At 48.1% G+C, this 25,407-nt stretch carries 26 protein-coding genes; 14 read left to right on the plus strand and 12 right to left on the minus strand.

Features of this window, described 5'->3' with window-relative positions:
* The first annotated feature begins 112 nt into the window (after window positions 1–112).
* The 3 genes from J7E21_RS13335 to J7E21_RS13345 all read left to right on the plus strand — a co-directional run bounded on the left by J7E21_RS13335 (window position 113) and on the right by J7E21_RS13345 (window position 2,930).
* Complete coding sequence (locus tag J7E21_RS13335) at window positions 113–628, plus strand: antibiotic biosynthesis monooxygenase family protein (protein WP_215108551.1); 516 nt, start codon at window positions 113–115, stop codon at window positions 626–628.
* 58 nt (window positions 629–686) lie between these two features.
* Window positions 687–1,685, plus strand: coding sequence for a sodium:calcium antiporter (locus J7E21_RS13340; RefSeq protein ID WP_215108553.1), 999 nt, complete (start codon window positions 687–689; stop codon window positions 1,683–1,685).
* Window positions 1,686–1,763: 78 nt separating this feature from the next.
* The gene (locus J7E21_RS13345; protein ID WP_215108556.1) at window positions 1,764–2,930 is read left to right on the plus strand and encodes an amidohydrolase; all 1,167 of its coding nucleotides are present in this window, start codon (window positions 1,764–1,766) and stop codon (window positions 2,928–2,930) included.
* Between the two features lie 89 nt (window positions 2,931–3,019).
* On the opposite strand, the gene J7E21_RS13350 is transcribed toward J7E21_RS13345, so the two are convergent.
* The gene (locus J7E21_RS13350; RefSeq protein WP_215108558.1) at window positions 3,020–4,234 is read right to left on the minus strand and encodes an ABC transporter permease; all 1,215 of its coding nucleotides are present in this window, start codon (window positions 4,232–4,234) and stop codon (window positions 3,020–3,022) included.
* Window positions 4,218–4,967, minus strand: a complete 750-nt coding sequence (locus J7E21_RS13355; protein WP_215108560.1) for an ABC transporter ATP-binding protein — start codon at window positions 4,965–4,967, stop codon at window positions 4,218–4,220. The genes J7E21_RS13350 and J7E21_RS13355 overlap by 17 nt, the downstream gene beginning before the upstream one ends.
* A gap of 244 nt (window positions 4,968–5,211) precedes the next feature.
* Here J7E21_RS13355 and J7E21_RS13360 point away from each other — a divergent pair, with 244 nt between their 5' ends.
* From J7E21_RS13360 to J7E21_RS13390, 7 genes are all read left to right on the plus strand, one after another.
* Window positions 5,212–5,640: an HIT family protein gene (locus tag J7E21_RS13360; RefSeq protein ID WP_215108562.1), complete on the plus strand. Its 429-nt coding sequence runs from the start codon at window positions 5,212–5,214 to the stop codon at window positions 5,638–5,640.
* Window positions 5,641–5,745: 105 nt separating this feature from the next.
* Window positions 5,746–6,279, plus strand: a complete 534-nt coding sequence (locus J7E21_RS13365; RefSeq protein ID WP_215108564.1) for a tryptophan transporter — start codon at window positions 5,746–5,748, stop codon at window positions 6,277–6,279.
* A gap of 123 nt (window positions 6,280–6,402) precedes the next feature.
* Entirely contained in the window at window positions 6,403–6,843 is a 441-nt protein-coding gene (locus J7E21_RS13370) for a YtxH domain-containing protein (protein ID WP_215108566.1), read from the plus strand.
* Between the two features lie 117 nt (window positions 6,844–6,960).
* Window positions 6,961–7,521 carry an HTH-type transcriptional regulator Hpr gene (locus tag J7E21_RS13375; protein WP_215108568.1) on the plus strand — a complete coding sequence of 187 codons (561 nt, stop codon included), beginning with the start codon at window positions 6,961–6,963 and terminating at the stop codon, window positions 7,519–7,521.
* Window positions 7,522–7,625: 104 nt separating this feature from the next.
* Window positions 7,626–8,171, plus strand: coding sequence for a DUF3267 domain-containing protein (locus J7E21_RS13380; RefSeq protein WP_215108570.1), 546 nt, complete (start codon window positions 7,626–7,628; stop codon window positions 8,169–8,171).
* 59 nt (window positions 8,172–8,230) lie between these two features.
* Window positions 8,231–8,416, plus strand: a complete 186-nt coding sequence (locus tag J7E21_RS13385; RefSeq protein WP_215108572.1) for a hypothetical protein — start codon at window positions 8,231–8,233, stop codon at window positions 8,414–8,416.
* Between the two features lie 233 nt (window positions 8,417–8,649).
* A complete protein-coding gene (locus J7E21_RS13390; RefSeq protein WP_215108609.1) occupies window positions 8,650–9,546 on the plus strand; it encodes a peptidylprolyl isomerase in 897 nt (298 codons plus the stop codon).
* A 36-nt stretch (window positions 9,547–9,582) separates the two neighbouring features.
* Here J7E21_RS13390 and yhaM read toward each other — a convergent pair whose 3' ends face one another.
* The 5 genes from yhaM to J7E21_RS13415 all read right to left on the minus strand — a co-directional run bounded on the left by yhaM (window position 9,583) and on the right by J7E21_RS13415 (window position 16,804).
* Window positions 9,583–10,521: a 3'-5' exoribonuclease YhaM gene (yhaM, locus tag J7E21_RS13395; protein ID WP_215108574.1), complete on the minus strand. Its 939-nt coding sequence runs from the start codon at window positions 10,519–10,521 to the stop codon at window positions 9,583–9,585.
* Complete coding sequence (locus tag J7E21_RS13400; protein ID WP_215108576.1) at window positions 10,518–13,355, minus strand: ATP-binding protein; 2,838 nt, start codon at window positions 13,353–13,355, stop codon at window positions 10,518–10,520. The genes yhaM and J7E21_RS13400 overlap by 4 nt, the downstream gene beginning before the upstream one ends.
* Window positions 13,352–14,563 carry a metallophosphoesterase family protein gene (locus J7E21_RS13405; RefSeq protein WP_215108578.1) on the minus strand — a complete coding sequence of 404 codons (1,212 nt, stop codon included), beginning with the start codon at window positions 14,561–14,563 and terminating at the stop codon, window positions 13,352–13,354. Before J7E21_RS13405 ends, J7E21_RS13400 begins: the two co-directional genes overlap by 4 nt.
* Before the next feature lie 98 nt (window positions 14,564–14,661).
* Entirely contained in the window at window positions 14,662–15,912 is a 1,251-nt protein-coding gene (locus J7E21_RS13410; protein WP_215108580.1) for an ABC transporter permease, read from the minus strand.
* Complete coding sequence (locus tag J7E21_RS13415) at window positions 15,905–16,804, minus strand: ABC transporter ATP-binding protein (RefSeq protein ID WP_215108582.1); 900 nt, start codon at window positions 16,802–16,804, stop codon at window positions 15,905–15,907. Before J7E21_RS13415 ends, J7E21_RS13410 begins: the two co-directional genes overlap by 8 nt.
* 124 nt (window positions 16,805–16,928) lie before the next feature.
* Here J7E21_RS13415 and J7E21_RS13420 point away from each other — a divergent pair, with 124 nt between their 5' ends.
* A complete protein-coding gene (locus tag J7E21_RS13420) occupies window positions 16,929–17,114 on the plus strand; it encodes a YhzD family protein (RefSeq protein ID WP_215108584.1) in 186 nt (61 codons plus the stop codon).
* Window positions 17,115–17,215: 101 nt separating this feature from the next.
* Here the strand turns inward: J7E21_RS13420 and J7E21_RS13425 are convergent, their stop codons facing one another.
* The 3 genes from J7E21_RS13425 to J7E21_RS13435 all read right to left on the minus strand — a co-directional run bounded on the left by J7E21_RS13425 (window position 17,216) and on the right by J7E21_RS13435 (window position 19,594).
* The gene (locus J7E21_RS13425) at window positions 17,216–17,995 is read right to left on the minus strand and encodes an enoyl-CoA hydratase (RefSeq protein WP_215108586.1); all 780 of its coding nucleotides are present in this window, start codon (window positions 17,993–17,995) and stop codon (window positions 17,216–17,218) included.
* A gap of 89 nt (window positions 17,996–18,084) precedes the next feature.
* Window positions 18,085–18,432, minus strand: coding sequence for a YlbF family regulator (locus tag J7E21_RS13430; protein WP_215108588.1), 348 nt, complete (start codon window positions 18,430–18,432; stop codon window positions 18,085–18,087).
* Window positions 18,433–18,445: 13 nt separating this feature from the next.
* On the minus strand, window positions 18,446–19,594 hold the full coding sequence (locus J7E21_RS13435; RefSeq protein ID WP_251047992.1) for a DUF445 domain-containing protein: 1,149 nt from the start codon (window positions 19,592–19,594) through the stop codon (window positions 18,446–18,448).
* A 77-nt stretch (window positions 19,595–19,671) separates the two neighbouring features.
* Between J7E21_RS13435 and J7E21_RS13440 the strand changes: the two genes are divergently transcribed.
* Window positions 19,672–19,875 carry a YheE family protein gene (locus J7E21_RS13440; protein ID WP_215108590.1) on the plus strand — a complete coding sequence of 68 codons (204 nt, stop codon included), beginning with the start codon at window positions 19,672–19,674 and terminating at the stop codon, window positions 19,873–19,875.
* Window positions 19,876–20,010: 135 nt separating this feature from the next.
* Here J7E21_RS13440 and J7E21_RS13445 read toward each other — a convergent pair whose 3' ends face one another.
* Together J7E21_RS13445 and J7E21_RS13450 are read right to left on the minus strand one after the other, a co-directional pair.
* Entirely contained in the window at window positions 20,011–21,765 is a 1,755-nt protein-coding gene (locus tag J7E21_RS13445) for an ABC transporter ATP-binding protein (RefSeq protein WP_215108593.1), read from the minus strand.
* Window positions 21,765–23,504: an ABC transporter ATP-binding protein gene (locus tag J7E21_RS13450; protein WP_215108595.1), complete on the minus strand. Its 1,740-nt coding sequence runs from the start codon at window positions 23,502–23,504 to the stop codon at window positions 21,765–21,767. Before J7E21_RS13450 ends, J7E21_RS13445 begins: the two co-directional genes overlap by 1 nt.
* A 644-nt stretch (window positions 23,505–24,148) precedes the next feature.
* On the opposite strand from J7E21_RS13450, the gene J7E21_RS13455 reads away from it, so the two are divergent.
* On the plus strand, window positions 24,149–24,670 hold the full coding sequence (locus J7E21_RS13455) for a universal stress protein (protein ID WP_215108596.1): 522 nt from the start codon (window positions 24,149–24,151) through the stop codon (window positions 24,668–24,670).
* 171 nt (window positions 24,671–24,841) lie between these two features.
* Complete coding sequence (locus J7E21_RS13460) at window positions 24,842–25,276, plus strand: phosphatase (RefSeq protein WP_215108598.1); 435 nt, start codon at window positions 24,842–24,844, stop codon at window positions 25,274–25,276.
* Window positions 25,277–25,407 lie beyond the last annotated feature (131 nt).

Genomic DNA, 25,407 nt, shown 5'->3' on the forward strand with positions numbered 1-25,407 from the left:
AATTAGACCCGAATGCCTTCACTGTTTTGACACCTTCTGTTTCAAGCACTAAAATTTAGGGAAATATGAGATAGAATTCGATATTTATTTTGATTACTAGGAGGCTTATCCGATGAATGTTTATATGACCACTGGAACATACGAATTTATGAAAAAAATGCGCGACAAACATCCCGATGAGACGATGGTGCTGATGCAAGGTGAAAATACGACTTTGCTGCTGCACGAGACCGAAGGAAAAACCATTTTCCAGACGCCTCGCCGCTATGAAGTCGTCGACGGCACCGGCGAATTCCGCGAAAAAGGCTTTTTTGTCATGAACAACATCCCCGTTGCCGACGAAGGGCGCCCTGTCTTTGAGCACCGCTTCAAAAACAGAGCAGGCGCTATCGAACATGAGCCGGGTTATGTCGCCTTCCGCATATTGCGGCCGCTCCATTCCGATACGTATGTCGTATTGACTGAATGGGAATCCTCCGCTTTCTACGAACAATGGAAAGAATCCCAAGCATTCGCCAAGGCACACGCCGAAAAACCGCAAGATGAAGCTGCCCCGCCCCGCGCAAATATTTTTGCCGGTTCTTCCTACGTGACGACCTATAAGGCCAAGCCAGAAGAAGATCAGTAAAACTGCCGGCAGTTTTGTTATACTATTATAGAAGCAATTTATTTAGGAGGAACTTCTAGTGGTATTCATTTATTTTTTGCTGGCCGCGGCGGTTACCGTGTTTGCCGCAATCAAATTATCCCAATATGCGGATGTCATCAGTGAAAAATCCGCGATGGGCGGGATGATGGTCGGCACATTATTGCTGGCAGGCGCGACGTCTCTTCCGGAAATTTCCACAAGCTTTTCTGCTGCGGCAATTGGAAATGCAGATATTGCAGTCGGCAATATGATCGGGTCCAACTTATTTAATTTGTTTATTTTGGCTGGCTTTGACTTGCTGTTGAATAGACGGCGCATGCTCGAGCGGGCTTCAAAAGACCATACTTATTCTTCACTGTTGGGCACTTTCCTGACAGTGCTGTTGATTTTGGCATTATGGCTTCGGACAGATATCACTGTCCTCGGCATCGGGCTTGACGCATTAGCGATCGGGTTGGCGTATGTCATCGGCATGTTCGTGATCAACAAGCTGCCGAACCTGGATACAATCGATTTGGACGAAGAACCAGCTGATGCCAAAGCACCGAAAAATCCAAGCGCCCATTTATCACCCAAGCATGCAGGCATGCGCTTTGTGATTTTCGCATTGATCATCATGGCGGCCGGAACGGCATTGTCGATCACTGGCGATGAAATCGCTGTCGTGACAGGAATTGGTTCCAGTTTTGTCGGCAGCTTCCTCGTCGCTGCTGCCACTTCCCTTCCGGAAGCAATCTCGGTATTCGTCGCACTGCGCCTGTCCAACGTCAATATGGCGGTCGGCGCTATTCTTGGCAGCAATATTTTCAATATGGTCATTTTGGCATTGTCCGACCCGATCTATCTTGAAGGTTCGATTCTTGCCGAAGTTTCGGGAGCCAATATGATTATCGCCATTGCTGTGCTTGTCATGAGCGTATTAACGATGTTTTCCCTCTTCAGAGGAAAAACATCATCGGCACTTGCCTATAGCTTGCCGTCGATACTAGTGCTGGTGCTGTATTTTATCGCTTCTTATTTGAATTTCACTTACTGACAGAACGGGTCTTTCCCGTTCTGTTTTTTACTGTGATAGACTATAGACAATGCAGAAACCTAGGAAGGATTTGATCAGATGCTTGAGAAAATTTTTGCTGAACTCGATAATGCCTATCCCGAAATGGTGGAAATCCGTCGCTTCCTCCATATGCATCCGGAACCGTCATTCCACGAAACCGAAACTGCGAAATACATTCGCAATTTTTATGAACAACTCGGCGTAGACATTCGCCACGGTGTCGGGGGCAACGGTATCATCGCGACGATCCAAGGCAAAAAGCCTGGAAAAACGGTTGCGTTGCGCGCCGATTTCGACGCCTTGCCGATTCAGGACCAAAAAGACACCAGCTACAAATCTACAGTGCCGAACGTCGTCCATGCGTGCGGCCATGACGGCCATACCGCGACATTGCTCGTCCTCGGAAAAGTACTCCACGGACTGCGCGAAGAACTGCCCGGCACCTATGTGCTCATCCATCAGCATGCTGAAGAGCTTGCGCCGGGCGGTGCCAAGCCGATGATTGAAGACGGTGCGCTTGACGGCGTCGATGTGATTTTCGGAACACATCTTTGGTCGACGACGCCATTCGGGCGCATCGACTACCGGACGGGCCCAATCATGGCGGCTGCAGATCGCTTTGAAATAACCGTTCAAGGCCGCGGCGGCCACGGGGCGATGCCGCACGAAACCGTCGATGCCGTCGTCGCCGGCGCACAATTGGTGAACAACTTGCAACAGCTTGTCTCACGCCGCGTCGACCCGCTGGAGTCTGCCGTTTTAACAATTGCATCGTTCATCGCGGAAAATCCGTTTAATATCATCGCTGACCAATCCAAGCTAAATGGAACGGTCAGATCTTTTACCGAACATACCCGCAGCTTAATGGAACGTGAAATGCAGCGCATTGTAGATGGCACCGCGACCACTACCGGCAGCCAGATCGATTTCAAGTTCTACCGCGGCTATCCGCCTGTCGTCAACCACGAGCGAGAAACCGAATTTTTAAGAGACCTTGCTGTAGACGTTCCGGGTGTCAAGGAAGTAAACAATTGCCCGCCGCAAATGGGCGGTGAAGACTTCGCCTATTACCTGGAAAAGATTCCCGGCACGTTTTTCTTCACAGGCGCCATGCCGGACGGCGAAGTTTACCCTCACCACCATCCGAAGTTCGACTTTAAAGAAGAAGCGATGCTGATTGCCGCCAAAACACTCGGCAAAGCCGCTGTAAATTCCCACGAATAAGCTTTTGATTGCAGAAAGCTTTTGTTTAACAGAAAAAGGCCAGAGAAAACGAATCGTTTTCTCCGGCCTTTTTTCTTTTTCATTTCCATCTATCGATTTCGTTTGGCTGATTTTCTTCTGGCACCGGCGAGCGTCAAGAAAGACACCACACCAATAACCAGCAGCACAATGGCTGATGTGGCAAGCTGTCCGGCAATAGCCAATGTCACGAATGCTGCGGCTGCCTGGATCAGCTGAACGCTGATGACCCACGCCCACACCGCTTTTTCACGGCTATGTTTGCTTAGCGGGAACAATTGATCCATCCGGAAATGCTGCGACTGATTCAGTCCTTGCCATAGCTGGATGCTTGAAGCGAATGCCAAAGCCCCCGCAAACAAGGCGACGGCCAGTGGAAACGGAATCAGCCAAGCACCAGCCAAGATGATGAGTGTCAAACGAACCCACAAAAAGAACAACTCATCAGAGCGGATGAACGTCCGGCTCACCAAGTACAGGTGCGCGTTGGCCGGCTTGCTTTTAATCAATCGGAAAACCCCGTTGAGCCATCTGCGCTCTCTCACTTTTCCTTTCAAATGAGGTACATCGGTGAAATAATTCGCAAACTGATAAAAACGCAGCATACGATTTTCTTCCAGCTCGATAAAATGACCGTACGGAAACGCTTTGCCCGATGCGCCGCGCTCGATCCATCTGCCGTAAAAAATCATGGCAAACAAAAATACCGCCGCTATAAGGATATGCGCTTCAATATACGACCAGACAAATCCGGCGGCGAACAAAAACCGGGCTGCCCGCTCAAGCCACACCCTGTGCCCACTAGCGGATTTCCGCCAGTAGAATTCGCTTCTGACGTTCCACCATTTCACGAGCAGCAGCAAAATCGGAAAACCGATCAAATAAGATGACGGCAAACCGTATAATGCATTAATAAGCGGCAGTGAAACGACGAAAGCCACAATCGGCAAATATAGCTGCGACACATACGTCCAACGCAGCGCGGGCTTCAAGTATTCATCGAGCCTGCTCTCTAACGGCAACAAGTACACACTGTCCGCTTCTTTCAATAATGTCACCGGCGGACTGTAGGCGAGCAGAGCTCCGAAAATAACGGCCATCAGCCAAGCCGCAGGAAAGTCCTGCGGCACATCCTGTACCCACTCGCTATAGGCATAACCGGCAGCTCCGATGGCAAATAACATGACGACCGCAATATGGCCGGTCACAATAAACTTTAAATAATTCTGGACTTCAGCAGTGTAGCGCCGCAGCCGCTTTTCCCATACTTCACGCAGGTTCTTCATTGTCGTCATCCTCAGTCATTGCAATATACAGATCGTCGAGCGCCGCATCCGGCATGCCGAACGCCGAACGCAGCTCAGGCATCGTTCCCATCGCCCGCACGCGGCCGTTGTGAAGCAGGATGATGCGGTCGCAATAGCGCTCTGCTGTCGACAGGATATGAGTCGACATCAACACCGATGCGCCTTTTCGCTTTTGCTCCTCCATCTGGTCGAGCAATGATTTGATGCCGAGCGGATCAAGCCCGACAAACGGTTCGTCGATGATATACAAATCCGGGTCCACCAAAAACGCACCCATGATCATCACTTTCTGGCGCATCCCTTTCGAGAAATGCGCCGGAAACCACTTCAATCGCTTTTCCATGCGAAATTCCTTCAACAATTCAGCAGACCTTTTTTCAAAAGTTTCTTGGTCCAAGCCATATGCCATCGCCGTCAACTCCAGATGCTCCCGAAGCGTTAGCTCTTCATAAAGGACCGGCGTTTCCGGAATATAGGAAAAAGCAGAGCGATATGCATCGATGTCTTCTTTGAAAGTCCGCCCGTTCAAGCGGATGGTTCCCGATTTCGGCTGCATGACGCCGATGATATGCTTGATTGCCGTACTTTTGCCCGCCCCGTTCAAGCCGATCAGTCCAACCAATTCGCCTTTTTCAATCGAAAAACTGACGTCTTTTAAAACAGGCTTGCGGGTATAGCCGCCTGTAAGATTCTCAACTTCCAATATCGCCACTTTCAACACCTCTTTCTTCGTTCTCTATTGTATCAAAACTGACGTGTGAATTCTTTTTGCAAATCCATTTATCCCACTTTAACGGTGAGTAAAGGCTCCACTCTTCAAGCGGGAGATCCACTGGCCGTAAAAGTCCGATTGGATCAACTAACAATCAGTGGGATAGGGAACCCCACTGATTGATGTTTCTCTTTATGGTAAACTGAAAAAAGAACGGCCATTCCAGTACAGAGAGGATGAGTTTATGAGCAATTGCATTTTTTGCAAAATCATTGCAGGGGAAATTCCAAGCGTCAAAGTGTACGAGGACGAACACGTCTACGCCTTTATGGACATCATGCCTTTATCGAAAGGGCATACTCTGCTCATTCCGAAAAGCCACCGCGAGTTTGTGTACGACATGACTTCAGAAGAAGCGGGCCAGTTGTTTAGTGTAGCGCCGAAAATCGCGAGCGCTATTAAAGAAACCTTCGAACCGGAAGGCATGAATTTGCTGAACAATAACGGACCGAAAGCAGGGCAAAGCGTTTTACATTTCCATCTGCATTTCATCCCGCGTTACGGCGAAAGTGATGGATTTGGCGCCAAGTGGATGACCAAAGAAAAAGAATATACAACCGAAAAAATCCAGGAACTTGCCGAGCAATTAAAAACTAAGCTAGCTGAAGCTTGATTTTTCGGACCACAAGAGATAAGATCAGAATACGTTTTTTCGCCGGCGGCCACGAGGGCACGACCGGGAAAACAGCAAATAGCTTGAGCTGAGGAGAGATGAGAAATGAATACGAAAAATCTTGTGTTAATGGCGCTGCTCGTCAGCGTCGGAGCTACCTTGTACGTCATGATACCAGGCATCAATGGTGGGATGAAACCCGACTTTATGCTGACGATGATGTTTATCGGGATACTTCTATTCCGTGATGCTAAGAGCGTCTTTTTGCTCGCGGTTACAACCGGCATTATATCCGGATTGTTTTCAAGTTTCCCGGGTGGTTTTTTCCCGAACATCATCGATAAATTCATAACGGCGTTCGTCTTTTTCGCAGTCGTATCGGTATTGAACAAATACGCGGCTAAACTGCCGGTCGGTATTGCTTTAACGGCACTCGGAACGGTCCTATCGGGAGTCATTTTCCTGTCGGCAGCTATTTTTATCATCGGTGCTGATATTCCATTTACGGTCCTTCTTGCTACTGTTGTCTTGCCGGCCACTATTATGAATGGCGCTGCATTTGCGGTCATGTTCCCAATCATCACGGGACTCATGAAGCGCTCGAATTTCGAAAATTCCGCTGCTGTGAACGTCCGCTAATAGCCAAAAGCCATTCTCCACTCTTGGAGAATGGCTTTTTTATTGAATCGCTATTCATTACATGTTTTAATTAAGTGAAATAAAGGAAAAGAACAATAGAGGACGAAAGGAGCACTCAAACTTATGAAAGTTTCGAATTTTTTTGCAGGGCTTGCAGCCGGTTTGGCTGCAGGCGCGGCAACAGCAATTTTATCCGCACCAAAATCAGGTAAAGATATGCGCAGTTCCATTAAATCAAGTGGCTCGGAATGGAAACACTCGATGAATGAACTTAAAGCACGGATCAACGAATTGAAGGAATCGATCAATCTTTTGACAGAAGAGTCAAAAACTCAAGTACCGGAAGCAGTGGATGGCTTGAAAGCTTCCCTTCAATCATGGCAAGAAGAAACGGCTCCAGCAAAAGAACATTTGCAGCTGGAAATCCAGGCTATTCAAAACTCTATCGAACAATTGCAGGCGACAATCAGCAAAAACAAGGACGATGAAGATAAGAAAACAGAAAAACCGACAGCAATCGACCCGAAAAAAGCGGACGATAAAAAGGATTCCGAAACAGCCTGACCAACTATGGTCGGGTTGTTTTTTTTCTCAGCGAAATTATTTTACTATTCTCACTTTAATTCAGTTTGCTTTATTGCTATAATAAAGAAAATATTCCCGGGGAAAGTTGGTGCTTGTGTGAATGAGAAAGAATATACGATGAAAGAAGCTATGCTGTACAGCCAAAGAATAGGCCAGTTATCAAAAGCGTTATGGAAAGCAGTCGAAAAGGATTGGCAAATGTGGATAAAACCTTATGACCTGAATATTAATGAGCACCATATTTTATGGATCTCCTACCATTTGAAGGGCGCCTCTATTTCGGATGTGGCAAAATTCGGCGTGATGCACGTTTCAACTGCCTTTAATTTCTCCAAAAAGCTAGAAGAACGCGAGCTGCTGTCCTTCTCGAAACGCGATACCGATAAACGCAATACATATGTGGAATTGACGAAAAAAGGCGAAGATCTGATGCAGGAGATGATTGAGCGCTATCACGACACTCCCCATTCTGTTGTAGAAGGTTCCCTGCCCCTGCGCCAATTGTATGGGAAATTTCCGGAATTCATGGACGTCATGGCAATCATACGCAATATTTACGGCGATGATTTTATGGAGATTTTCGAAGCTTCTTTCAAAAATATCGAGAAGCGTTTCAGTGAAGAAAATCACGTTATCTCCGACAGTGAAAAAGCTTAAAATACTATGTTTAAAAAATCACTATAGAAGGTTGCATTCCGTATTGAAACATTGTATGGTATGTATCGACTCATCAACACTACACATTAATGGGAGATACGCATATGCATTGCTGGAAAACCATCAACGTCAAAAAACAATACGGATCCGATCGCTTATTCTTTATTTCTGCACTCATAGGCGGAGCCGTTTTCACTAGCTATTATATGCTGCTCGCCATCGCATATGCAGAACCTTTGTCCGATCAGAACTTTATGCTGTTCACGATTGGCATGCTAGCGATTTACCCTGTCCATAAACTATTGCATCTTGTGCCTTTATTCGGATGCCGCAAATCCCTGAAAATCAGCATCCGTAAACAGCTGAAGCTTTGTCCGATGATTTCTTTGCACGTTAAAGAACCCGTTCGAAAATCCCGCTTTATGCTGTCACTCGTTACGCCATTTGTTGTCATCAATGCAATCATTATCGTTTTGAGCATCATGTGGCCAGCTTACAGCCATTATTTCGCCATTTTGTTGGCTTACCATAGCGCTCTGTGCGTTACGGATTTGATCTATATGCGCAATTTGGCGCGCTCACCACGCCATGCGCTCATTGAAGAAACCGACACAGGATTTGAGATCTTGGTACCGCAACCGATGGCCTGACCTGCATTTTCCTTTCCGATTTGCTATAATGGAAGTTAAGGTCAGAGGGGAGGAAACTCATGATAGTCGCAATCGTTGTGCTGTTCTCCGTGTTTTATGTTTTCCAAATTAATCGGATGACTCTAGCACTTGTTACATCCCGGGAAATTCCCGAAGAAAACCATGAAAAGATTTTTCGTACGATTAATATATTGATTCTTATTTTACTCGTTTCATTATACGTCGGTGTCGAATTCAACCCGTAAGCACTTGCCCTTGCAAGTGCTTTTTTCATGGATTCGACCGCTCCCCCCCCACTCTTTTACGGATTCGCAATTTTTTGGAACTTTTTATTTTTTCTTTCGTTTATGATATAGTAACTACTGAATCTATAGAAGTTGAGCTAAATTTTTTTAGAGTCAATATTTCGCAAAACAGATGAATTCCCACAGCACACACAAATTCAACTTAGATCGAAAGAAAGTTAGGAGCGAATATGATGAAAAAATCAGCCTTTACCTTATCCATCGCAGCAGCAGTTCTTGCATTGTCCGCCTGCAGCGACAACGGTGCCGATAGCGAAGTGCTCGTCACTTCCGATGCGGGAGACATTACAAAAGAAGAACTTTACCAGGAAATGAAAACGTCCGTCGGCAACCAGGCGGTTCAAATCCTCATGATTGAAAAAGTGCTCGGAGCGAATTACGAAGTATCCGACGATGAAGTCGAAGCAGAACTCGAAAGCAATAAAGAAGAAATGGGCGAGAACTTCGAAGAATTCCTAGCTCAAAACAATCATACAGAAGAAAGCTATAAAAAAGTTATCCGCTTGAACTTGCTTCAGGAAAAAGCATTGACTGAAGACGTGGAAGTGACAGATGAAGAAATCGAAAAGCAATACGAGCGCCAAGGAACTGAATTAAACGCACGCCATATTTTGGTTGCAGATGAAGAAACGGCGAATGAACTGAAAGAAGAGCTCGACGGCGGCGCGGATTTCGCTGAAGTCGCAGAAGATAATTCTACCGACCCAGGCTCTGCAGCGAACGGCGGTTCTCTAGACTGGTTCGGCACAGGAGCAATGGTTCCTGAGTTTGAAGATGCAGCATATGCACTCGAAGTTGATGAAATCAGCGAACCTGTCCAGTCACAGCATGGCTTCCACATCATTCAAGTTATGGAAACCCGTGAAGTGGAAGGCCAACAATCGCTTGAAGATCAACGTGAAGCCTTGCGCTCTGAAATCGCCATGGCCAAAGCGGATCAATCCTCTTTATTGCCGAAAGTTGCTGCGTTGATGGAAGAAGCGAACATCGACATTAAAGACGAAGAACTAGAAGGCGCGTTAGACGAAATCCTCAATTCTGAACCAGCTGAAGAAGCTCCGGCTGAATAAACAAAACCCCCGACAGGAAATTGTCGGGGGTTTTGTTTATAGTTTTGGCTTATAGAATGAACGGTTGTCGAGTGCGAAGACGCGTTCCGAGAACTCGCCTTCCTTCGTTTTTCCGAGCACGCGGTCGAGCATCATCATTTTCGCATCGATATTGTCGATATAATGGAGAATTTCCGCTTCTTTCACCATCGGTTTTTTAGGGCTTCCCCATTCTTCCTTGCCGTGATGCGACAACACAATGTGCTGAAGAAGCAGGACTTCTTCTCCTTCGATGCCGAGCTCGTCTGCCGCCTTCGCGATTTCCGTCACCATGATTGAAATATGGCCCAGCAAATTGCCTTCTACGGTATAGGTCGTCGCGATAGGACCGGACAACTCAAATACTTTGCCGACGTCGTGAAGAATGATTCCTGAATACAATAAATCCTTGTTCAAGCTCGGGTATACTTCGCAGATTGCTTTTCCAAGCTTTAGCATCGAGACAACATGATCTGCAAGCCCGGACACATAATCATGGTGATTCCGCGTAGCTGCCGGGAAAGTGAGGAATTGCTGCTGGTATTTCTTCAAGATGTGGCGTGTGATGCGTTGAATTTGCGGATTTTCCATTTCGAACAAGTATTTTGTCACTTCTTCATGCAATTCGTCCGCACTTTGTTCAGCGGAAGGTAAAAATTCAGAGATCGTCAAGTTTTCCTCCGGTTTTGCCGGGCGGATGCTTTTGATGCGCAGCTGATTTTTGCCCCGGTAATTATGGATTTCTCCGCTGACTCTGACAATCGTCTCAGCAGGATATAACCGTTCATGCTCGTCTTTTGTGTCCCATAGCTTTGCTTCAATGTCCCCGCTTTTATCTTGCAGGACGAGTGAAATGAATGGATTGCCGGTAGTCGTTACGCTTTTGAGCGATTGCTTGATCAATAAAAACTCATCAACAGTTTCGCCGACAGCGCGGTGCGTTATTCCTTTTGTCATGCTTGGATGCTCCTCTCAGGATTCGCCACGTCGATTTGCTGTGCCTCTGGCCAAGCGTGACGCATCGTTTCGTGGCATGTGAAATAAATGAACTGATGATTTGTCTGCAGCTCTTCCACCAATTTTATCACTTGCTCTCTTCTACTGCGATCAAAATGAACAAAAGGATCGTCCATCAGAATCGGGAATGGGTGTGATTCTTTCAAAGAAGACGCCAGTGCAAAGCGCAGAGCCAAGTAAGCTTGCTCTTTTGTCGCTTGGCTCAACTCGATTACACGGAAGCACAGGCCGTCCCGCCGGTGCGCCTCAAAGTCCCCTTCCGGCGTCAGCGCTAAGCGCACATACTCGCCGTCGCTCAATCGTTCAAAATAAGATTCCGAAAGCGCCAGGACAGCCGGCAGTTTCGTTTCCTTCAATTCTTCCATCGTCTGGCGGAACGCTTCTACGATCGCCCGGTTGATGGCCCAGTCTTTTGCTGCTTCTTGAAATTCCGTTTTTTTTGCTTCCAATTGCTGAAGCTTCATCACATGGCTGTCATCCGACAGCAGATGTTTTGTCTGCTGCTGCTTGTCCGCCTGCTCTTCTAGCAAGCTTTTGCGTTCGTTTGCCAACTGGCCGAGCGCTAGCTGCGCCGTTTCAAGAAAATGAGCGATGCTTCCAGCTTCTTCATCGAACCCATCCGGCCTCTCCACTTCACCGATTGCCGCGAGCTGCGATTGAATCATCTTCATTTCTTCTTGTGCCGCGGTCGCTTGTTGTGCACGTTTCGCCGCTCGGTAAAATGTGTCTTCGTCTTCGACAGCTGCCCGCCGGAATAAATCGGTTGCAGATTGCGCCAGACTGTCAAGCCGTTCTTGGCATTTTCTGGACTGTTCCGCCAGCTGCTGCCGCTTCTCGCTGGTCTTTTCCAATCGTTGCAGCAGCTGCTGCCGCGCATTCCATTCAGTGCGGAGCGTTGACAGGACGCCCTCAGCGGACACTTGTCGGCCACACGCCAATTGAGCTTCCGTGAGCCATTGCTGTTGCTCGCTCTCTAAATTTTCCAGTTCCCCGCCGATTCGGCTCAACCTCATCGAAACTGCGTGTACATCACGCAATTTATCGAACAGCGTCAAGACGGTAGAGCGCGGCGTCTGCTCTGGAAAGCCGAGCGATTTTACAAACCGCCGATATTCCACCATCGCTCCATCACTGTCAGCCCCGCGCCATGCAGCGAGCTTGCGCTTGCTTTCTTCTAGGGCATCAAGCCGCTCATCCAAGCCTTTATCATACTCCGAGAGTCTCGTTAATAACGCTTCGTATTCCGCTTCCTGTCCCGCGTAGCGTTTGATTAGCGCATCTTCTTCCAGAGGGTTTGATTTCCGATCGCGAAGCCAAAGCCAGAGTGCAGCTCCGACCGCCATCAACGCAAGCATGCCGGTAAATAAATCTGCAGAAACCAGTGAAATAATCAGCCCGACACTTCCGATCGCAGCTAGTAAGTACAAGGCGGTTCGGTTGTTTGCCGCTGTTCCTGACTGCTGCTTATCCTTCGCTTTTGCAAGCTGAAGCTGCGGTGCGATTTCACTCCATTGCTCTGCGCGCTCCCGCTGCTCTTCAGGCGGCTCCGCCTCCAAGTATTGCTTTAACGCACGTTCTGCTGCCATCAGCCGCTGCCGTTCTTCTTCCAAGCGGCGACTTTGAAAAGCTTGCTCTTCTTCAGCTGTTTGGACAGCAGCCAATACTTTTTTCAATTGCTCTTCCTGGACAAGCGACACATCAGCCGACAGCGCTTGTTCTTGGCTCATGCCGCATAATTTCAATATGCGGTCGAGTTCATCGTACAGCCGGTTGCGTTCTTCGCTTTTCAGCTTCAGTGATGAAATGGACTGATGCCATTCGGCTTCACGGTCGAGCAGCAGCGACAAAGCCTGTGTTTCCGGCACGGCGTTCGCCTGCTCCAATTGGCCAAGCTCACTTTTTAAGAACGCCGCTTCTGCCTGCGCTTCGTTTTTCTGGTCGAGCAATCGCTCATACTGGCGCACGCCGCCTTCTGGAAATCTTTGAGTTCGGGCATGTTCAGCGAGCGGCTGTAATTGCTGTTGGCGCGCTAAGAGCGGTTCCCCTTGCTGCCATTTTTCCGCTTGTTTTATATTGTGCAACAAGCTAAGTTCCGATTGTTCGAGTTCACCAAGGCGACGTTTGATTTGCTGAAGCCGCTCTGTTGCCGGAAGGAAGGTTTCTGCACGGCTTTTGGAGTCGCGCAACTCCTTTTCCAGTTGGCGCAATTCCTCGGACAAGCGGTTGATTAGCGGCAGTTTCCCCGCCTTTTTAAACAACTCGCCCATCTCCCGCTCCAGCTGACTTTCCATTTTCCCGGCATGGTCGACACCCGCCGTTCCTGATGACAACAGCGTACGCGTCAGTTCCTGCTCGGTCATCGCATCGAGATCCTGCAATTCGTGGACGGAAAAAGAAAAAATCGCTTCATAAGATGCCCTGTCGTAGCCTCTCAGCAATTCCCCCAGTTCCGCATCACCACCGCGGCGCCCGTCTTCGAACCATACTCTGACGTCACCAGCTGATTTGCCGGCTGTCCGCTCCACTACCACACGGCCGTATGCAGGATCTACTAAATGCAGCTGCCCCCCATATTTGCCGCCTGCTTTCGGTTCATAACGCCTGTGCGCTTGGCTGCGCCCAGAAAACCCGAACAGCATTTGCAAAATGAATTGCTGTATGGTCGTTTTGCCTGCTTCATTCATTCCGTAAAACACCGTGATTGGCGCATTCAACTCAATGGTCCGGTTTTCATGGCGGCCAAAGCCGTAGATGATCAGTTTTTCGAGTTTCATGCTTGGTCCTCCAATGCCATCAGTTTGCGGACTTTCTGCTCAGCGCCTACACGCAATTCTTCGCACAGTTCATCGGTGAGCGGAGGCAGAAAACGTCCGCTTTTCGGATGATTGTAAAGCTCATTAAGTGCATTTTTCCATTGTTGCGCCTCCCAGCCTTCCAGTCGATCGGCGATTTGCTTACCGAATGGAGAAATCTCCGCTATCAGCACATTGCTGTCTAAGTGAAGCTTGGCGATATGGATAAACCGTTCGTCTTTACTGAACGCTTCGCGCAAAGTTTCCAGCAGTTCTACTGAGGGGACGCCTTCGAGCATGCGCAGCGCAGCTTCGTCCAAGTTGCCAAGCTCCAGTTCTGCGACAAGATCGGCTTTATGATCAGCCAGTTGCTCTTTGCATACGGTGAACAGTTCATTCATATGCTGTACCCCGCTGCAATCGATCAAAATCCGCTCAAAGCGGACCGACTCCACAGACACAAACTGCAGGCTTGCATGGCCTGTATCCAATGAGACGTCATAAAACCCTTTAGCTCCGCTTTCTTTCCGGTGGCGGCCTTGCAGATTTCCTGGATAGACTATGGGGGGGTCTTCGGATAACTGCTGGCGTTTGTGGATATGGCCCAGCGCCCAGTAATCGTAGTTTTTCGAAAGCAATTGCTCTTTTCGAAACGGTGCATAGACGGCATGCTCGGTGTCGCTTTCCTCTGAGCCGTGGAGCATGCCGATTTGGATCACACCGGGTTCAGCATCTGGATAAGACTCAATCATCGATTCGGTCACATGCCGGCGGCCATAACTGAAGCCGGCGATTTTGACGCTTGCGCCTTTCACTGTCAGTTCGATATTTTCCACGTGCTCTTTAAATACATAAACATTGTCCGGCAGTTCAAAAGCGGCACCGCCGCCGCTCAGATGGTCGTGGTTGCCGTGGCTCAGAAATACCGGGATGTCAGCTCTCGCCAACTGCTCCATGCCTTGCTGGAATCTGTGCTGGGCACGGAGATTACGGTCTTCCGCGTCGTAGATGTCCCCGACGATCAGCACAAAATCGGGCCGCGTCTCGAGCGCATGTGAAATCAAGCTCCCGAAAGCGCTAAGCGTACTATCCTGCAAAGTTTTCCATTGTTCGGTGCCAAGCCCTCTCATCCCGGTGAACAGGCTGCCAAGGTGCAGATCGGCGCTATGGATAAATCGGATCGGTGCCATAATAATCCCCTTTTATAAGCGAATATTTGTTCTTATCGTACCATTTTTGCAAACGAAAAAAAACTGCTTGCGGAAACTTCCCACAAACAGTGTTGCTGCTATTTTTCATTGCCGAGGCGAATCGCCTTACGGATATCTTTCAATGATTGTGAGGATCCGTACATCAACACACCGCCGCGGTAAACGCGCGCGCCGAACCAGCCGAGTATACCGATCGTCAACAGCATGATCCCGATGGACAACAACGGTTCCCACAGCGGAATATCGAGCAGTCCGACACGCAGAAACATGACTAGCGGCGCAAAAAATGGGATGTAGGAAGCGACCGTAACATAGGTGGCTTCCGGCATGGAGATTCCCGAGAACGCGATGAACGACGCGATGATGATCAAAATCATCATCGGCAGCATCAATTGCTGTACGTCTTCGGTCCGGCTGACGAGCGAACCGAGCAAAGCTGCAAGCACCGCGTAGAGGAAATAGCCAAGCAAAAAGAACAGGATGGCATAGAAAAACGTACTGAACTTCACTTCGGAAAAGCCCATGACGCTAAATACGCCTTCGGTCAATTCCGAGCCTGCGCTTTGGATCGCCAAATATCCTGCAAGCGCAAAAACCATCATCTGCAATATGCCGAGCGTTCCGATGCCGGCGATTTTCGCAAACATATGCTTGACCGGCGAGACACTTGAAATCAAAATCTCCATGACACGCGATGATTTTTCGTTTGCTACTTCCATTGCAATCATATTCGGGTAATAAATAACCGCGATATAAATGACCATGATCAAAATATAGACAAGTCCACGTGCTTGGCTCAGCTCTTCCTGTGATTTGGAAGATTCCACAAGCGCCTCACGCTGCATCTCAACCGGCGCAAACAATTGGGCAAGCTCCGCTTCTTGCAGGTCCAGCTGCTCGGCGACCATCGCCGTCTGCAAGTTTTGAAGAGCGTTTTCGATTTCCATCGCCTGGCCCAGTTCATTAGCCGATTCTGCCACATATCGCGCAGCCAGCCTGTCTTCGGCATCTAGCACGAGATACGCATCAATACTGCCTCCCTCGATGCTCGCCTTCAATTCCTGCTCGGTGAGTTCTGTCGCTTCGAGTTGCAGCGAACTGTCTAGTTGTGTGAGCTGCAACTGCAGCGCTTCCGTGTGATTTCCAGTTGCGTCCACAACAGGAAGGGTTTGTTCCGCACTGTCATCCCCACCGAACGAATCGATGATTTTCGGTAAATTCGCCAGCAGGAAAAAAGATGCGACAACAACCAAAGTGGTAATCAGAAAAGATTTTGTCATCGCTTTTGTTTTAAAGGCTTGTTTGAAAATAATCCAAAAACTATGCATGGGTGCGTCCCACCTTTTCGATGAAGATTTCTTCCAAGGTCGGTTCTTCGAGCGCAAACTGGCGGACTGGCCCCAATCTTAATGCTTCTGCAAGCAACCGCTGCCCAACGGATTCATCCGCAATGCGGAACACTCCCCCGGAGCGCTGCGGCGTAAACTTCTCGATGCCCGGCAACCCGCCGAGTGACGAGATATCTTCATCACTGTGCAGCCGGACATTTTGCTTGCCGAACGAGCGCTTCACTTCCCGGATCGAACCGTGGACGATAAGCTTGCCGTTGTCCAAAATGCTCATATTATCGCACAGTTCCTCGACATGATCCATGCGGTGGCTGGAAAAGACAATCGTCGCACCTTGCTGTTGAAAATCCAGGATCGCTTTTTTCAGCATTTCGACATTGACAGGATCCAGCCCTGAAAAAGGCTCATCAAGAATGAGCAGTTTCGGGTTATGTAAGAGAGACGCAATCAGTTGGATTTTCTGCTGATTGCCTTTTGATAATTCTTCGACTTTCTTATTGGCGTAATGTGGCACTTCAAAACGTTCCAACCATTCCTGTGCACCTTGTTCCGCCTGCTTTTTGCCCATCCGCCGCAAACGTGCCAAATAAACGAGCTGATCCTGCACTTTCATCTTTGGATACAAGCCGCGCTCTTCCGGCAAATAGCCGATATCCGGGCTGTCTGCATAACTGATGCGGCGCCCGTTCCACAGCACTTCTCCTTGTGTCGGCTCCAAAAGCCCGAGCGCCATCCGGAACGTCGTCGTCTTTCCCGCTCCGTTCGCCCCGAGAAAGCCATGCATCTGTCCTTCTTCTACATCGAGCAAGACATTGTCCACAGCTGTGAAATCACCGAATTTTTTTGTTGCATTTCTAATAGATAAGGTCATTGCGTAAATCCCCTTTCATTCTTTCTATACGCAAGCGCACCAGAAATGTTTCAAAATTACAGGACATTTCCGCGTAAACCCTTTATACTTAAAATGAATTACCGTTCAGAAAGGGGTGCCGAATATGAGAACTTATAAACTGACCGCTTTTGAAAAAACCGGCAAATTGATCGTAGAAGAAACCTTCACCGCCGAAACAGATGATGAGGCGAAAGAAAAAGGGCTTGCTTTGCTCGAAGAAAAAGCACTCACTGAAAAAACCCATCGGCTCGCATCTCCAGCCGGAAAATTATTATTGTTCCATTCCTAAAAGCATGGCAGCTGCCATGCTTTTTTAGTTGTCTGCTATTCCCAATGTCCACCTTGCCGATTGCCCACAAAAAAAGAATGGCGAAAAAATCGCCATTCCTGTTATTTCCCTGTGAATTCCGGCTTGCGCTTTCCGATAAATGCCTGAATGCCTTCCAGGTGATCTGCTGTTTTGCGCATCGCCGATTGCCCAGTCGCTTCTCCAGCGAGCACTTCATCCAATTCACCGAGCTTTAAGCCGTGCAGAATTTCTTTCGACTTCAGCATCGCCGCGACCGGTGACGCGAGCACTTCATGCGCATACTTCTCGGCATACTCGAGCCCTCTGCCTTCAGCCGTGACATCGTCAATTAACCCTTTCGACAAGGCATCATGCGCTTTTAGCACTTGCCCTGCCCAAATCAATTGCTTCGCTTTCGGCACGCCGACGCGCTCTTTCATGAAGAAATGGCCGCCGCCATCCGGAATGAGGCCGATTCCGATGAAATTCATCGCCAATTTACTGCTTTCTTCCGCCACGATGCGGTCGCAAGCGAGCGCCATACTGAAGGCGAGCCCTGCCGATGCCCCGTGTATAGCAGCAATGCTCACTTGCGGCAATGTATAGAGCGCTTTCGCCAAACGGCTGACGTCTAGCATGACGGCATCGATATCCATCGGGTTGTCCGGGTTGACCATTTCTTTAATGTCGCCGCCGGCAGAAAAAGCCCGTCCCGCTCCGTGGATAATCAAAACGTCAATCGTATAATCGTTTTTCAAGCTTTCGAAGCAATCCGCCAATTCTTTCATCATCTTGGCGTTCATCGCATTCATTGAATCTGGACGGTTCAGTACAAGGTAAGCCAACCGACCATCTTTTTTCAGCATAATCGTTTCGTACATAAGAAAAAGACACCCCTTCGTAAAAATGAATTATCATTCATCTTTACGTATTCGGTGTCTTATCCTGAAATCCTTTTTTTTGTTGCGAATTACATGCTTTCGTAAAGTGATTGAACCGGCTTGATCAATACGCGGTTCACTTCTTCAATCATTTGGCTAAGGCCCATTTCAGCCTCAAGCATCGTCAAGATTTTGTGGTTTTCCTGAGCCGCTTGTGCAGTCGCTTGAGCGCCCATCATTTCTTCTTCCGAGATTTCTTCGCCTTGCTGCTGCTTTTGCTGCAAAGTGATTTGGAGATCGCGGAAGCTCTTGAACAATTCATTTGCTTCGCTGTCAGCTGTTACTTCTGCAACTGCCTGCTCGAGTTTTTGGAACTCCTCTGTCGAACGGAATGTTGTTTCCAATTTGTTAATATCGTCATAAATGTTTACTGTCATGTAAATCTCTCCTCTACCCTAAATTCAGCACTGTGACGAGCAAACCCTGGAGTATGCCGATAAAGCCCCCCAGAAAAGCGCCCAGTACCGTGATCATTTTGAATTCTCTCCGTGAAATCCCAAGCACCAATTCTTCCAAACGGCTGAGCGGCAGAGAATCGACTTGCTGCCTGACCATATTTTCCATGTCGATTTTCAATATGGTCTCTTCTAACTTCTGCTCTCCCATTTCAAACGCAAAGTCCGTAATGAGAGGCGTAATATTGACACTTGTCCATTCTAACCCTCCAGGCCATGTCTCTGCAAGTGTTGCGTCCAGCCTCCCGGAAATCCCCGCCTGATCGCGGACATATTGTTTGATGGCTGCAACTGCCGGTTCCGCATCGAATTCTTTCAGAATGTCTTCAGCCCGCTTGTCCTGGAGCTTTTCCCATTCCCGGAAAGCCAAAGTCCCGAGCAATTCAAAGGTTTTTGGTGAATTGAGGAATTTGATGATCTCCGATTGGGTTTTGTCGACGATTGAACGGGAATCGCCGAACAAATTGTGCAACACTGTTCCAAAACGGCCGCGGGATACTAAAAATTCATCTAATAAACTTTTGACGGTTTGACGCCCTGCCGGTGAGGCGAAATAATCCGATCCCCGCCCGATGGCGTAATTGACACCGTCTAAAATCTTTTCTTCCGTCCCCGCCCGCCATGTGTCCGGAAGCAGTTCCCGCACAGTTTTTCCGGCAATATACGATTCGACAGCGTGGCGGTTGCGGTCGACTAGGCCGTCGAGTTTCGCTTCAAGCTTTTCATCGACATCTCGTTGCTTCGCCAGTTCCAACCAATCGTTGAACGTTCGGGGCGATGAAAACAAATGCTCGTCCAATTGGCGGTTCAGCCAGTTCGCTGTTTTCTGGTGCATCGTTTCATTGAAAAATCGTTTTTTGAAAGTTTCCGGCGTCAGCAAATGCTCCACAACGGTGCGCCCAAGCTGGCGCGATAACTCATCGCGACGCTTCGGGATCAATCCGGGTGTGAACGGCATGCGGAATTTTCCGATGTATTTTGCCTCGTATGGCCAGAACAACATTTTGATCGCCAAATGGTTGGTCATGCCGCCGATCAAAGCACCGATAAACGCCATCAGCATTAACGTCAATAGTATACTCAACTGGGGTCACTCATTTCTTCTTTGTCTATTGCGTCTCTTCCCCTATAATGGAAAGAGACGATCAAAGGGGGATTCCGATGCTGCAGCATTTTAAATTCAAGCCGATGTTCGAAGACAGCCGGCTGCCCGGCTGGAACATCTCATTTTTTTACCGCAATGAACGGATTCGGGGAGAATATCATCCGGACGGTTCGATTGTTTGGCAATCCGCTCCGCCTCAGGACGAGGAAGCCATTAAAAAAATGATTCACGAGCTTATGCTCTATCATGTATACGATTAAAGCGCCGGTTAGGTTCCGGCGCTTTTTTTCGTCGTTCTCTCCGCGAGCCATAGCTACATTATAAAGACAGAAGCGCTTATTTCACAACCATAGCGATCTATTTATATATGAACGCCCCCAAAAAAGGGAAGCCCTTTACCCAACGTTCTGGGTAGAGGTCATCCCTGATTGAATGCGATACATTTGGCGGTAAATACCGTCGTGTTCCATCAATTCATCGTGTGTCCCGGATTCCGCAATTTCACCGCGGTCAAGCACCAGAATGCGGTCTGCATTTTTGATGGTCGACAAACGGTGCGCGATGATAAACGTCGTCCGGCCTTTTTTCAGCACGTCCATCGCGTGCTGGATGATTTCTTCCGTTTCCGTATCAATATTGGACGTCGCTTCATCCAAGATGAGAATCGCCGGATCGAACGCCAGAGCCCTGGCGAACGACACGAGCTGACGCTGCCCGGAAGACAGCGTGCTGCCTTTTTCCACGACCGGTTCGTCGATGCCTTTCGGCAAATGTTTCGTGACCCGCTCGCCTCCGACAGCAGCGAGCGCCGCTTCGGCTTTTTCACGGCTGACGCGTTCATCTCCGAGAGAAATATTGGATTCGATCGTTCCTGTGAACAAATACGGATCCTGCAGGACGATGCCCATATGTTCACGCACCGCCTGCCTTGGCAGATCGTTGACATTGACCCCATCAATCAAAATCTGACCCTTAGATGCATCGTAAAAGCGGAACAGCAAGTTCATGATCGAACTTTTGCCGGAACCCGTATGGCCGACAAGCGCAACGGTCTCCCCTTGTTTCGCTTCGAACGACAAGTCCTTCAACACATATTCTTCATCTTTATACGCAAACCACACTTTCTCAAAGCGCACATTTCCACGGTAACGCTCAACCCGTTCATCACTGACCGGCTCACCGGGGCGGTCTAGCAGGTGGAACACACGCTCCGACGCCACCAGTGCCTGCTCTAAACGGCTGAACTGGTTGACGATGCCGCTGATCGGGTTGAACAGGCGGATGATGTAATCAACAAACGCGTAAAGCACACCGACCGTCACGATCGTGTTGCCGCTCATCGATCCACCGCCGAAATACCAAATGAACAGCACGAAGATCATCGAGCGCAAAACGCCGACCATATTGTGCGATGCGGCTGCTTCAAGCACCAATAGTTTCTGCTGGAATTTAAAATGCTTCTGGTTGATCTCTTCGAACTCTTCTTTCATTTGTTTTTCGCGGCGAAAAGCCTGGATGATGCTCATGCCTTGGATTGATTCGTTGATCATGGCATTCATTTCACTGACTTTTTCCCGAACGATGTGATTAAAGTTGGAAGCATATTTTCGGTAAATGAGCATCCAGCCGTAAAGTATCGGCACCAGAACAAACGCAATCGCCGCCATGCGCCAATCGAGATAAAACAGCGCCACATATATTCCTGTCATATACATAAAGCTCGTCGCGAATTGCGAAAGAACCGTAACGAACAATTCTCGGATCGCCTCTGTATCATTGGTGATGCGCGCGACCACTTTTCCTGCCGGCAAATTATCGAAATAGCTGATCGGCAAGCGCTGGACTTGCTCAAACACATCCGTTCTCATTTTGCGGATGATGCGGTTGGCTCCTTTCTGCAGCAAAATATACTGCAAATAACGGAACACTGCCGTGACGATTGACAAGCCGAAGAACAACGCCAAAAGCTGTGCAATCGGGCCGAATTCGATTCCGCCTGTAGCCGTTGCGATATGCTCATCAATGATTTCCATCGCAATGAGTGGTGCTGCAAGATCGGCCGCAACCGCGACCGAAAGAAACACTAAGCCCCAAATGATGACACTTTTAAACTGCAATGCATATTGTGTTAAACGTTTGCCTGTTCCCATTATTGCACCTCCCCGATTTGCTGGCGGAGGAATTGTTCATGATACCAGCCTTGTTTTTCCACCAAGTCATCGTGCGTTCCTTCTTCAATGATGCGGCCATCATCCAGCACGATAATCCAGTCGGCGTGTTTTACTGCAGACAAGCGGTGCGTCGTAATGATTGTCGTCTTGCCTGACCGTTCCCGTTGGATATTCTCGATAATTTTCGCTTCCGTCTTAGCATCGACCGCCGATAAGGAATCATCCAAAATCAGAATTTCCGGATTTTTGATGATGGCCCGGGCGATCGAAATGCGCTGCTTCTGTCCGCCGGAAAGTGCCACACCTTTTTCTCCGACCAAAGTTTCCAAGTCGTTCGGCAGCATCGCCAAATCTTTTTCGAAATACGATAGCTTGATGGCCTGGAAGACTTCCTCTTCCGTTGCATCCGGCTTGCCGAACAGAATGTTTTCCAGAATCGTCCGTGAAAACAAAACATGGTCCTGCGGTACATAGCCGACCCAGTCGCGCAATTGGGCTTTGCTCAGCTCGCCGATTTCGATGCCATTCACCGTCATCGACCCTACGCCCACCGGATATTCCTTTAACAGTTGCTTGACGAAAGTCGTCTTGCCGCTCCCGGTTTTCCCGACGATACCAAGTGTTTGACCACTGTTCATCGATAAATTGATGCCTTGCAAATTGATCGATGTCGACTGCGGATACGTAAAGCCGAAATCCCTGAAACCGATCCGTTCCGGAAGCCCGGTTTCCCGTGATCGCTTCGGATCGGCGACATCTTCTTCGTAATCCAGAGTTTCATTGACGCGGTCAATCGAAGCATTGCCGCGCTGAAGAATATTAATCAATTCGCCGATTGCAAACATCGGCCAGACGATCATGCCGAGATAGACGTTGAACGCGACTAAATCCCCTAAAGTCATCGTCCCTTCGGAAACGAGAAATGCCCCGTAGCCAAGCCCGATGACATAACTGACCCCAGTCAACACTTTCGTCACCGGAGCGAACAAAGCATCGATTCGCTCGACTGCCATGTTCTTTTCATAAACATCCTGCGTCATTTCTTCGAATTCGCGTTCAGATGAGCGTTCCTGTACGTAAGCCCGCACGACGCGGACGCCGCCGACCGACTCTAGGACGCTATCGTTCATGTTTCCGAACGCATCTTGTGCCAAAGTGTAGCGCTCATGAATTTTTTTACCGAGCAATTGGACGACAATCGCCAAAATTGGCAATGGCAATATAGCTAAAAACGTTAGTTCCCACGAAACTAAAACACCCATGGCAACTACAATGGTCGCCATATACAAAGTTGAGTCGACAAGCGTCAAAATGCCAAAGCCCGCCGTCTCGGAAATCGCTTTTAAGTCATTTGTCGACCGGGCCATCAAATCCCCGGTCCGGTTTTTTTCATAGAAAGTCGGCGTCATTTTAAGAAAATGCCCCATGAGGCTCGATCGCAATTGCCGCTCGATCACATAAGCGCCTCCGAATAATTGATATTGCCAAATAAAGTTGATGAAATAGGCCAGAACCATCGCGGCCATTAAAATCATGACATACTGCCACAACAGCTCACTCGTCAATTCCTGTTGGGCGATGGCATCAATGGCCACCCCGATAAGCCACGGCGGCACGATTTCGAGAATATTCGCTACAAATAACAAGACCACCGCCATCGTATAACGCAGCCAGTTTTCTTTAAAGAACCATCTTAATTTCCATAATACATCAAACATAATTACGCCTTCTTTCCATTGTCGTTTAGCTAATCGCCTTCAAGCGATTCCTTGATGAGTGCTTTTTTCATACAGCGTTTTTCCATAATACTTCTCTCCCTTATCATTTTTAATTTATTTAAGCAGCCCAAACTGTTTAAACCACAAAAAAGCGCATACCCTTTTTCAGGCATGCGCTCATGAAAATAGGGCTGGATGCACAGACCCGGCCCGGAAGTTTCCAGTCACGAAATAAAGAGAAAATTCAATCAGCGGTGATTCTTTATCCCCGCTGATTATTAGTTGATTCAATCGGACTTTTACGGCCAGTGGGTCTCCCAGTTGAAAGAATGGGAATCTTACTGACCGTTAAAGCGGGATAAATATCAATGAAAAAAAGCAGGAGGGTCTGGCAATACTATGCAATTCATTGTAAAAGCTTTTTGAATTTTTTTCATTGTCCAAACCTCCTTTTCCATTTATTTGATAATTCAAGAGTAGCACTCGTTTTTTTGAATTGTCAAGCTATTTCGAAGTGAAAACCAAATTCAGCCGAAAGTCCGATCCTTGCCCAGCTAGCTGCCTCTCCGGCTGGCGAAAAGGTTTGCCAGTCCGAGATTTAGGGGAACAAAAGAGTAATAGTAAATAAAAGGCGGTGACAGGAAATGTATAAAAATATCGCAATCGCTTATGATGGATCGGAAGGCAGCCGGGAAGCACTCGAGAAAGGCATTGACTTAGCGGCACTTCTGCCGGATTCGAAGCTGACAGTCATCTATGTAAATGACGAAGGGCAGGAACGCACTGGCTATATGGATATCGGTCATGCATCGGCGCCGGTCATCTCAGCGAATGTCGACAGCAATTACGCCCAGTTTATGCCTCCAGGAATCGGCGATGATGGATATCGTCCCCCTAATGATATCGACACTGGGCGCGCGACGGAATACTCGAAGCATATGCACAATTCGATCCAACAGCAGCTTGACGCCAAAAATGCACAAGCATCGGTATTGGCGCTTGAAGGATCGGTCATTAGAACGATCACCGGTTTTATTGAAGAGCAAAAAATCGACTTATTGATTGTCGGTAACAGCGGGAAATCCGGACTTCAAAAGTTCTTTGTCGGCTCTGTCAGCAGCAAGCTTATCAAAGACTCGGATTGCACAGTTCTTGTAGTGAAATAATCCCCCTCAGGATGCGAGATTCACATCCTAAGGGGGATGTTTATTTTTATGACATATTTTTGACATAATTTGATGAATATCGTATATTTATCTGTTTGTCTTTCATGCTACCTGGGTAAAGAATACTAATTAACTAAGCTGGAAAATTCAGAAAGGAAGAAGGGGTCAGCCATGCCGAGACATACTGTATATTTTTTATCTTCACATCAACATCGCGGGCTAATGGCTGAAATTTGGGCTAGCCGCTTAATGTTGCCGGACTGGGAAATCAGAAGTGCGGCATGGAAACAACCATCTTTCAATGACATTCCCTTCGAGGTTCTGAAAGAAATCATTCTCGAGATTCCTCCGGTCGAGCAACGGCACTACGATCCGGAAGAGGTCAAAGAAGCGGATTTGATCATTGCCTTGCATGACGGGGAATTTGAACAACATGACATTCCTTCCGATTTACCGCTTCAAAAACTTGTGCGCTGGGATATCCCGAATCCAGAAATCCGCAGCACGGACATGAATGAAAAGTGGGCGCTATATCAGGAAGTATGTGATGTCATCGCAATGAACATCAAAGAAATGGAGCCATATCTACGATCGGAATATGCATAAAGCAGACGACACAAACCCAAACAAAAAAGAGCCAAGCATCCACAAACGGTTGCTTGGCTCTTTTCTTACGATTAGTCAATAGTTTTTATTCCGTTTTAAAGAGGTTCTTCCGAGATTCCTCATCTTTTATG

It is taken from the genome of Planococcus sp. ISL-109 (genome assembly GCF_018613655.1).
In the GTDB taxonomy this organism is placed as follows: Bacteria; Bacillota; Bacilli; order Bacillales_A; family Planococcaceae; genus Planococcus.

What these genes read in the sequence shown, in the direction of transcription:
- J7E21_RS13440 (WP_215108590.1), top strand. Translation starts at nt 19,672, where the DNA reads ATGCTGCAGCATTTTAAATTCAAGCCGATGTTCGAAGACAGCCGGCTG.
- J7E21_RS13360 (WP_215108562.1), top strand. Translation starts at nt 5,212, where the DNA reads ATGAGCAATTGCATTTTTTGCAAAATCATTGCAGGGGAAATTCCAAGC.
- J7E21_RS13405 (WP_215108578.1), bottom strand. Translation starts at nt 14,563, where the DNA reads ATGGCACCGATCCGATTTATCCATAGCGCCGATCTGCACCTTGGCAGC.
- yhaM (WP_215108574.1), bottom strand. Translation starts at nt 10,521, where the DNA reads ATGACAAAAGGAATAACGCACCGCGCTGTCGGCGAAACTGTTGATGAG.
- J7E21_RS13415 (WP_215108582.1), bottom strand. Translation starts at nt 16,804, where the DNA reads ATGACCTTATCTATTAGAAATGCAACAAAAAAATTCGGTGATTTCACA.
- J7E21_RS13420 (WP_215108584.1), top strand. Translation starts at nt 16,929, where the DNA reads ATGAGAACTTATAAACTGACCGCTTTTGAAAAAACCGGCAAATTGATC.
- J7E21_RS13445 (WP_215108593.1), bottom strand. Translation starts at nt 21,765, where the DNA reads ATGGGAACAGGCAAACGTTTAACACAATATGCATTGCAGTTTAAAAGT.
- J7E21_RS13460 (WP_215108598.1), top strand. Translation starts at nt 24,842, where the DNA reads ATGCCGAGACATACTGTATATTTTTTATCTTCACATCAACATCGCGGG.
- J7E21_RS13350 (WP_215108558.1), bottom strand. Translation starts at nt 4,234, where the DNA reads ATGAAGAACCTGCGTGAAGTATGGGAAAAGCGGCTGCGGCGCTACACT.
- J7E21_RS13425 (WP_215108586.1), bottom strand. Translation starts at nt 17,995, where the DNA reads ATGTACGAAACGATTATGCTGAAAAAAGATGGTCGGTTGGCTTACCTT.
- J7E21_RS13450 (WP_215108595.1), bottom strand. Translation starts at nt 23,504, where the DNA reads ATGTTTGATGTATTATGGAAATTAAGATGGTTCTTTAAAGAAAACTGG.
- J7E21_RS13455 (WP_215108596.1), top strand. Translation starts at nt 24,149, where the DNA reads ATGTATAAAAATATCGCAATCGCTTATGATGGATCGGAAGGCAGCCGG.
- J7E21_RS13390 (WP_215108609.1), top strand. Translation starts at nt 8,650, where the DNA reads ATGAAAAAATCAGCCTTTACCTTATCCATCGCAGCAGCAGTTCTTGCA.
- J7E21_RS13345 (WP_215108556.1), top strand. Translation starts at nt 1,764, where the DNA reads ATGCTTGAGAAAATTTTTGCTGAACTCGATAATGCCTATCCCGAAATG.
- J7E21_RS13430 (WP_215108588.1), bottom strand. Translation starts at nt 18,432, where the DNA reads ATGACAGTAAACATTTATGACGATATTAACAAATTGGAAACAACATTC.
- J7E21_RS13385 (WP_215108572.1), top strand. Translation starts at nt 8,231, where the DNA reads ATGATAGTCGCAATCGTTGTGCTGTTCTCCGTGTTTTATGTTTTCCAA.
- J7E21_RS13365 (WP_215108564.1), top strand. Translation starts at nt 5,746, where the DNA reads ATGAATACGAAAAATCTTGTGTTAATGGCGCTGCTCGTCAGCGTCGGA.
- J7E21_RS13380 (WP_215108570.1), top strand. Translation starts at nt 7,626, where the DNA reads ATGCATTGCTGGAAAACCATCAACGTCAAAAAACAATACGGATCCGAT.
- J7E21_RS13410 (WP_215108580.1), bottom strand. Translation starts at nt 15,912, where the DNA reads ATGCATAGTTTTTGGATTATTTTCAAACAAGCCTTTAAAACAAAAGCG.
- J7E21_RS13335 (WP_215108551.1), top strand. Translation starts at nt 113, where the DNA reads ATGAATGTTTATATGACCACTGGAACATACGAATTTATGAAAAAAATG.
- J7E21_RS13400 (WP_215108576.1), bottom strand. Translation starts at nt 13,355, where the DNA reads ATGAAACTCGAAAAACTGATCATCTACGGCTTTGGCCGCCATGAAAAC.
- J7E21_RS13370 (WP_215108566.1), top strand. Translation starts at nt 6,403, where the DNA reads ATGAAAGTTTCGAATTTTTTTGCAGGGCTTGCAGCCGGTTTGGCTGCA.